The sequence below is a fragment of the Homoserinimonas sp. genome (assembly GCF_056262345.1).
In genome coordinates this window covers 1-7,453 of the sequence record NZ_JBACFR010000125.1, presented here as the reverse complement: position 1 = coordinate 7,453, position 7,453 = coordinate 1, and the positions used below count along the sequence as shown (strand labels likewise).

Here is a 7,453-nt window from a genome sequence, read left to right as displayed (position 1 = left end):
CTGTTCTTGAACTGGCTCGGCGGCGGCATTGTCGGCATTTTTGTTGTGCCTATCGCCACGGTCATCGTGCTCTGCCTGCTGCGCCGGTTTTGGGCCGCGCTGTATTACCTGATCGCTGCGATCGCGAGCGCCGGCGCGGTTCAGCTTCTCAAGGGTCTCTATCTGCGCCCCAGGCCAGAAGACATCATGGTGGTGGCGGATGTTGGCTCGTTTCCGTCGGGGCACGTCGCCAACGCTGCGACCATCGCCGTGACGCTGGGCATCATCGTCGGCCGCACCTGGGTGTGGGCGGCGGGTGCCGTTTATACGGTGCTCATGATGGTGGCCCGCACCTATCTGGGGGCGCACTGGATCAGTGACACCGTCGGCGGGTTGCTGGTGGGGGCTGGTGTCGCCATCATCGTGTGGGCACCGTTCGCCTCACGAATTGCTGCTGAGCGCGAACGATTGGGTAATCGGCCTGCCGCCGCGCGCACTAGTGAGTAAGGTTTGCTCATGACTGACCCGAAAGTCGAACACCAGACCCGCCGAAATGAGCTCGTAGATGTGGCGCTCGAAGTGCTGGAGAGAGACGGGTTCGCATCCCTCAGTGTTGGTGCCGTCGCCCGCCAGGCAGGAATCAAGCCGCCGTCGCTGTATAAGCAGTTCACCAGCAAGGCCGACATCGAGGCTGCGCTCATCACGCTGGGGTTCGCCCGTCTCGCCGATGACTACATCGGCCCAGCGGCTGGCGCGGCGGAGGGCTCGCGTCTCGACCACATCACGGCGCTGGTTTCGGCCTACCGCGCATTCGGCCTCGCGAATCCGCAGCTCTACCTGCTCATGCACAGCAAGCCGTTCACGGGCACAGATTCTGAGCGAGTCGACCGTGCGGCCGTGTCTCGTCTCCGGGCCTTCGTGGCCGGGCCGGTGGGTGCCATGAGCGCCTGGGGGTACGCGCACGGTGTGCTTAGCCTCGAGCTTGTGGGGGCATTTTCGTCCGAGCTGCTCGACGACATGTGGGCGAGGGTCTCGCAGACGATAGCGGAGTTCGCACCCGAGGAGTGAAGGCGCCAGACACAGCGCGCTATACGACGAAAGCCCCGGGCGGATGCACGGGGCTTTCGGCTGAAACTGGCGGAGAATGGGGGATTCGAACCCCCGAGGGCTTGCACCCAACACGCTTTCCAAGCGTGCGCCATAGGCCACTAGGCGAATTCTCCTGGCGATCGATTCCGGCTGCCCGGCAACGACCTCACAGAATCTTACGCGATTTCGCGGGCCCCGTTGTCCACCCACGGCGAGCTGCGGCAGTCCACCGAGAACGCCCAGCCCCGCGGGCGCAGAATCTAGTCAGCCAACGGCACGAATAAAGAACTACAAGGAGAACACCATGACGTTGCTCGAAACCTCCCTCTGGCACGGCAAGATCTACCTGAATGGTTGGGTAGAGGGGCGCGGAGGCATCCTGCCGGTCACCGAACCGGCAACGGGCAGCAGCCTCGGCTCTGTCGGAGCGGCGACGACAGAGGATGCCCTGGAGGCGGCAACGGCAGCGGCGGGGGCCCAGGTCGACTGGGGTAAGCGCAGGCCTGAGGAGCGCGCGGCAGTTCTGCGTCGTGCCGGGCAGCTGTTCGAAGAATACGCGGAGGAGATCCAGGGCTGGATCGTGCGAGAGAGCGGCGGAATCCCTCCCAAGGCTCAGCTCGAAACGCACATCGCAGCGAACGAGTGTTACGAGGCCGCCGGGCTTCCCGGGCACCCGCACGGGGATGTGCTCACCTCCAACGAAGACCGCTGGTCATTCGCCCGTCGTCTCCCGGCCGGCGTCGTCAGTGTGATCGCCCCCTTCAACTTTCCGCTCATCCTGTCGATTCGCTCGGTGGCCCCGGCCATCGCACTCGGCAACAGCGTTCTGCTCAAGCCAGACCCCCGCACCGCCGTCTCCGGCGGCGTCGTGCTCATGCGCATCTTCGAAGAAGCGGGGCTTCCATCCGGAGTTCTCCAGCTACTGCCCGGTGGGGCGGATGTTGGGGCCGCGGTTGTCGAGGCACCAGAGGTTCGCATCATCTCGTTCACGGGTTCAACCCCTGCCGGTCGCAAGGTCGGTGAGGCGGCCGCGCGTCACCTCAAGCGTGCCCACCTCGAACTCGGGGGCAACAACGCCCTCATCGTTTTGCCCGGAGCCGACCTCGAGAAGGCTGTCTCGGCGGGTGCCTTCGGGTCGTTTATGCACCAGGGGCAGATCTGCATGACGACCGGTCGCCACGTTGTTCACGAGAGCATCCACGACGAGTACGTCGCACTGCTCGCGGCGAAGGCAAACGGTCTGCCGGTCGGCGACCCGGCGCAGGAGCAGGTCGCGCTCGGCCCGATCATCGACGAGAAGCAGCGCACCCACATCGACTCGATCGTTCAGGATTCGGTCGCTGCGGGCGGGACGCTCTCCGCTGGCGGAACCTCCGAGGGCCTCTTCTACCGGCCCACAGTGCTCTCGGGGCTCAGCGCGGAGAACCGGGCGTGGACCGACGAGATCTTCGGACCGGTCGCGCCCGTGATCAGTTACTCCACGATTGACGAGGCCATCGAGCTCGTTAATTCGAGTGAGTTCGGGCTTTCGGTCGGAATCCTGGGAGACGTCGGTTTGGCAATGAAGGTCGCCGACCGCATCCACTCGGGAAAGATCCATATCAACGAGCAGACCGTCTCCGACGAGGCCAACTCTCCGTTCGGCGGCGTAGGGGCATCCGGAACCGGCTCCCGATTCGGTGGCGCCGCGGCCAACATCGAGGCGTTCACCGAGACCCAGTGGCTCACGATGCGCCCCGAGATCGCACCGTATCCGTTCTAAGGGTTCAAAAGCGGGTCTCGATCTCCGCTAAAGTAGAAAACGGCTCCTCGCGTGGTGCCATCCAGGCCAACTCCCCCAGGGCAGAAATGCAGCAAGGGTAACCGGGCTCTGGCAGGTGCGCGAGGGGTCCTTTCTCGTTAACGACAAGATTATTTGGCAAGAGTCGCAGCCTGTGCCGCCCACCCTGGCGGCCGAACCTGCGAGGCGTAGGGTTGACGCGTGGCCAAAAGCATCTACATCACCTCTGTCGAGGGACATGCCGGCAAGTCGACAATTGCGCTCGGGCTGCTCGACACCCTGAGCCACGAAACCGGCAGGGTAGGGGTGTTCCGGCCCGTCGCTCGCTCCATCGCGGAGCGCGACTACGTGCTTGAGCTACTGCTCGACCACGACGGTGTCGATCTGAGCTACGAGGACTGCGTCGGCGTTGGCTACGACCAGGTGCATTCAGACCCAGAGGCGGCGCTCTCACGCATCGTGGAGCGCTACAAGGCGGTCGAACGCCAGTGCGATGTCGTTGTCATCCTGGGCTCCGACTACACGGATGTCGGCACCCCGACCGAGCTCTCCTACAACGCGAGGATCGCCGCCAACCTTGGCGCGCCCGTCCTGCTCGTCATCGGCGGGCAGTCCGACGAGCGCGGAGCCCGCACGCCCGACGAACTGCAGCAGGTGTTCGGCCTCGCGATGCAGGAGCTTGAGGCCGCCCATGCCTACACGATCGGGGTCGTCGCTAACCGGTCAGACCCCGACCATCTCGTCGAAATCGTGGCGGAGCTCAGCGAGGTCGCTGGCGATATCCCCGTCTGGGCCATCCCCGAGGACCCGTTTCTCATCGCCCCGAGCATGCAACAGCTTCTCGACGCCGTCGAAGGAACCCTCATCAAGGGGGATGCTGAGCTGCTTCAGCGAGAAGCCCTCGGAGTGGTCATGGCCGGCATGTCGATGGAGAACTGTCTCACTCGCCTCATGGACGGTGCCGTCGTCGTTGTGGCGGGGGATCGCTCCGATGTGCTTCTCGGCATGCTGATGGCGCACAGTTCCGACACGTTCCCCTCTCTCGCTGGAATCATCCTGAACGGCGGATTCGAGCTGTTGCCGCAGATCGAGCGCCTCATCGATGGCCTCGGCACGAGCCTTCCCATCGTGAGCACGCGATTCGGCACGTATGACACGGCCCGGCGGGTTACCAAGACGCGGGGACGCATGGCGGCAGACTCCACACGCAAGTACGACACGGCGATCGCGCTCTTCGAGCAGCATGTCGACTCGCAGGAGCTGCTGCGCAAGCTTGAGGTCTCGCGCACCGACACCATCACCCCGCTGATGTTCGAGTACGACCTGCTCGATCGGGCCCGCTCGGTGCAGCGACACATCGTTTTACCCGAGGGCGACGACGACCGCATCCTTCGAGCGGCGAGCACCCTCCTGCGTCGCGGTGTGGCGCGACTCACCATTTTGGGTGAGGAGAGCGAGGTGCGAGCGCGGGCCAGCGGCCTGGGGCTCGATATTTCGGCAGCCGAGGTGCTGAGCCCCTTCGACACGACCCTGCGGCAGCGGTTCGCGCTGGAGTATGCGCGGCTGCGCGCACACAAGGGCGTGACGGTTGAAGACGCGCTCGACATCGTCACCGACGTCTCCTACTTCGGCACGCTCATGGTGCACCTTGGGCTCGCCGACGGCATGGTTTCGGGCGCGGCGCACACGACAGGGCACACCATCCGGCCCGGGTTCGAAATCATCAAGACGCAACCCGGCGTCTCCGTGGTCTCCAGCGTGTTTCTCATGTGCCTCGAAGACCGGGTGCTGGTCTATGGCGATTGCGCCGTTAACCCAGACCCCGACGCCCCTCAGCTGGCGGATATCGCTATCTCGTCGGCCGAAACAGCCGAGGAATTCGGCATCGAACAGCGCATCGCCATGCTCTCCTACTCCACGGGGGAATCGGGCAAGGGAGCGGATGTCGACAAGGTGCGGCAGGCCACGGCGCTCGTGCGGGAGCGTCGACCCGATCTCATGGTCGACGGCCCCATTCAATACGACGCCGCGGTGGATGCATCCGTTGGCCGCTCCAAATTGCCAGACAGCGCTGTGGCCGGGCGGGCGACCGTGTTCATCTTTCCCGACCTCAATACGGGCAACAACACCTACAAGGCGGTGCAGCGAAGCGCTGGTGCTGTGGCAATCGGCCCCGTTCTGCAGGGTCTCAATAAACCCATCAACGACCTCTCGAGGGGCGCGCTCGTGCAAGACATCGTCAATACGGTTGCCATCACCGCCATCCAGGCTGCCTCAACCGGCGCGGTAGCACAGGGGCACGAATGAGCCTCGTCTGCGTGATCAATTCGGGGTCATCCTCGATCAAATACCAGCTCATCGACCTGGCGACGGGAGCGGCCGTCGTGAGCGGACTGCTCGAGAGAATCGGCGAAGAGGGCTCTCCCGTGCCCAACCACGAGTTCGGCATGAGCATTGTGCTGGCCAAGCTCGGTGATCGCAGCGCCGAAATCTCCGCCGTTGGCCACAGGGTCGTGCATGGAGGGCCGAACTTTGATGGCCCCGCCCTGGTCACGGCCGAGGTGGAAGCTGAGATCAACGACCTCTCCGCGCTGGCGCCACTCCACAACCCCGCTAATCTGCTCGGCATTCGGGCGGCCAAGATCGCGCTGCCCACCGTGCCGCACGTCGCGGTCTTCGATACCGCGTTTCATCAGACGCTTCCGGCCGATTCCTACACGTATGCGATCGACACGGAGCTCGCCGCCCAGTACAGAGTTCGGCGTTACGGATTCCACGGAACGTCCCACGAATATGTGTCACGCACCGCCGCCGAGTTCTTGGGTCGCCCGCTGGAGTCTCTCAAGACGATCGTTTTGCACCTCGGCAACGGGGCATCCGTCGCCGCTATCGATGGAGGGCGCTCAATCGACACGTCGATGGGGCTAACTCCGCTCGAGGGTCTCGTCATGGGCACTCGCTCTGGCGACATCGATGCCGGCGTCATCTTTCACCTGGCTCGGCAGGCGGGCCTCTCCATCGACGAGCTGGATGTTCTCCTCAATCGGCGCAGCGGGCTTCTCGGGCTCACGGGTTCTGGCGATATGCGCGATGTGCAAGAGGCCGCCTCGCGGGGCAATACCGCGGCGCAGGCGGCGCTCGCAGTGTGGCGGCACCGCATCCGGCACTACATCGGTGCCTACATTGCCGAGCTGGGCGGTCTGGATGCCCTGGTCTTCACCGCGGGCATCGGCGAGAACAACTCCCTCCTCAGGCGCAGGGCGCTCGCCGGCCTGGAGTTTCTCGGCATCGAGATCGACGACGATCGCAACGAGCTCGCCTCGCGCGCGGCTCGCTACATTTCGCCGGAGGGCGCCAGCGTTTCTGTGCTTGTGATCCCCACCAATGAGGAGTTGGAGATCGCCCGGCAGACGGCAGCGCTCGTCGGGGTATAGCGCCGACAGGTCCCCCTGACACGGACCGCGAAACTCGCACAGCTCGGGCGTCGGTGGCCCCGACTACGATTGACCCCGTGGTTACCGCCCTTTATCGCCGCTACCGGCCAGAGACCTTTGCCGAACTCATCGGCCAGTCGCAGGTGACCGATCCGTTGATGACGGCCCTGCGCACCAACAGGGTCAATCACGCGTATCTGTTTAGCGGCCCTCGCGGCTGTGGCAAGACCACCTCGGCTCGCATCCTCGCGCGGTGCCTCAACTGCGCAGAAGGCCCCACCGACACTCCCTGCGGCGTGTGCCCCAGCTGTGTCGAGCTGTCGCGCGACGGTGGGGGATCACTCGACGTCGTTGAGATCGACGCGGCGAGCCACAACGGTGTCGACGACGCCCGCGACCTTCGCGAGCGAGCGGTGTTTGCCCCCGCGCGCGACCGGTTCAAGATCTTCATCCTCGACGAGGCCCACATGGTCACGCCGCAGGGCTTCAACGCGTTGCTCAAGATCGTCGAAGAGCCGCCGGAGCACGTCAAGTTCATCTTCGCGACCACCGAGCCAGACAAAGTCATCGGCACGATCCGCTCGCGCACCCATCACTATCCATTCAGGCTTGTGCCGCCCGCCCAGATGCTCGACTACGTGGGGCAGTTGTGCGAGAGCGAAAGCGTTCAGGTCGAGTCGGGCGTGCTGCCCCTCGTCGTGCGCGCCGGAGGCGGGTCGGTTCGCGACACCCTGTCTCTTCTCGACCAGCTCATGGCCGGGTCCGAGGCAGCGAGCGTGCAGTATGAGCGCGCGGTCGCCCTGCTCGGCTATACGCACGGCGCGCTGCTGGGCGAGGTCATCGATGCCCTCGGAGCCAAGGATGCCGCCGCGGCATTCGAGGCCGTCGATCGCGTCATCCAGACCGGGCAGGATCCGCGTCGCTTCGTTGAGGATCTGCTTGAACGTCTCCGCGACCTCATTGTCGTGAGCGCGTTCCCCGCGGGCAACCACCACGGCGCTGCCGCGGTGCTGCGCGGGGTGCAGGCCGACGAGCTCGACACCATGGCGCTCCAAGCCTCACGATTTGGGCAGGCCGAACTCAGTCGGACCGCCGATATCGTGGGCGCGGCGCTCACCGAGATGACCGGGGCGACATCGCCGCGTCTCCACCTTGAGCTCATGCTCGCGCG

6 protein-coding genes, 1 tRNA gene and 1 other RNA gene are annotated in these 7,453 nt (G+C 64.9%); 7 read left to right on the top strand and 1 reads right to left on the bottom strand.

The window, feature by feature from the left end; genetic code table 11:
• The coding region (locus AC062T_RS06375) for a phosphatase PAP2 family protein (RefSeq protein WP_476028433.1) at window positions 1-486 on the top strand (486 nt) is incomplete at its 5' end.
• Window positions 487-495: 9 nt separating this feature from the next.
• A complete protein-coding gene (locus AC062T_RS06370) occupies window positions 496-1,047 on the top strand; it encodes a TetR/AcrR family transcriptional regulator (protein ID WP_476028431.1) in 552 nt (183 codons plus the stop codon).
• Between the two features lie 67 nt (window positions 1,048-1,114).
• Here AC062T_RS06370 and AC062T_RS06365 read toward each other — a convergent pair.
• Window positions 1,115-1,202 (bottom strand) — tRNA-Ser (locus tag AC062T_RS06365).
• 170 nt (window positions 1,203-1,372) lie between these two features.
• Between AC062T_RS06365 and AC062T_RS06360 the strand changes: the two genes are divergently transcribed.
• The 5 genes from AC062T_RS06360 to AC062T_RS06340 all read left to right on the top strand — a co-directional run.
• Window positions 1,373-2,830, top strand: coding sequence for a benzaldehyde dehydrogenase (locus AC062T_RS06360; RefSeq protein WP_476028429.1), 1,458 nt, complete (start codon window positions 1,373-1,375; stop codon window positions 2,828-2,830).
• A 38-nt stretch (window positions 2,831-2,868) separates the two neighbouring features.
• Window positions 2,869-2,965, top strand: an RNA gene (gene ffs / locus AC062T_RS06355) — signal recognition particle sRNA small type.
• Window positions 2,966-3,049: 84 nt separating this feature from the next.
• Window positions 3,050-5,155 (top strand): phosphate acetyltransferase, encoded by a 2,106-nt coding sequence (pta, locus tag AC062T_RS06350; RefSeq protein WP_476028427.1) that lies wholly within the window; start codon window positions 3,050-3,052, stop codon window positions 5,153-5,155.
• On the top strand, window positions 5,152-6,282 hold the full coding sequence (locus AC062T_RS06345) for an acetate/propionate family kinase (RefSeq protein WP_476028425.1): 1,131 nt from the start codon (window positions 5,152-5,154) through the stop codon (window positions 6,280-6,282). Before pta ends, AC062T_RS06345 begins: the two co-directional genes overlap by 4 nt.
• A gap of 77 nt (window positions 6,283-6,359) precedes the next feature.
• A partial coding sequence (locus AC062T_RS06340; protein ID WP_476028423.1) for a DNA polymerase III subunit gamma and tau occupies window positions 6,360-7,453 on the top strand: 1,094 nt, incomplete at its 3' end.

Coding starts and splice junctions, on each gene's coding strand:
- AC062T_RS06370 (WP_476028431.1), top strand. CDS start 496: ATGACTGACCCGAAAGTCGAACACCAGACCCGCCGAAATGAGCTCGTA.
- AC062T_RS06360 (WP_476028429.1), top strand. CDS start 1,373: ATGACGTTGCTCGAAACCTCCCTCTGGCACGGCAAGATCTACCTGAAT.
- AC062T_RS06345 (WP_476028425.1), top strand. CDS start 5,152: ATGAGCCTCGTCTGCGTGATCAATTCGGGGTCATCCTCGATCAAATAC.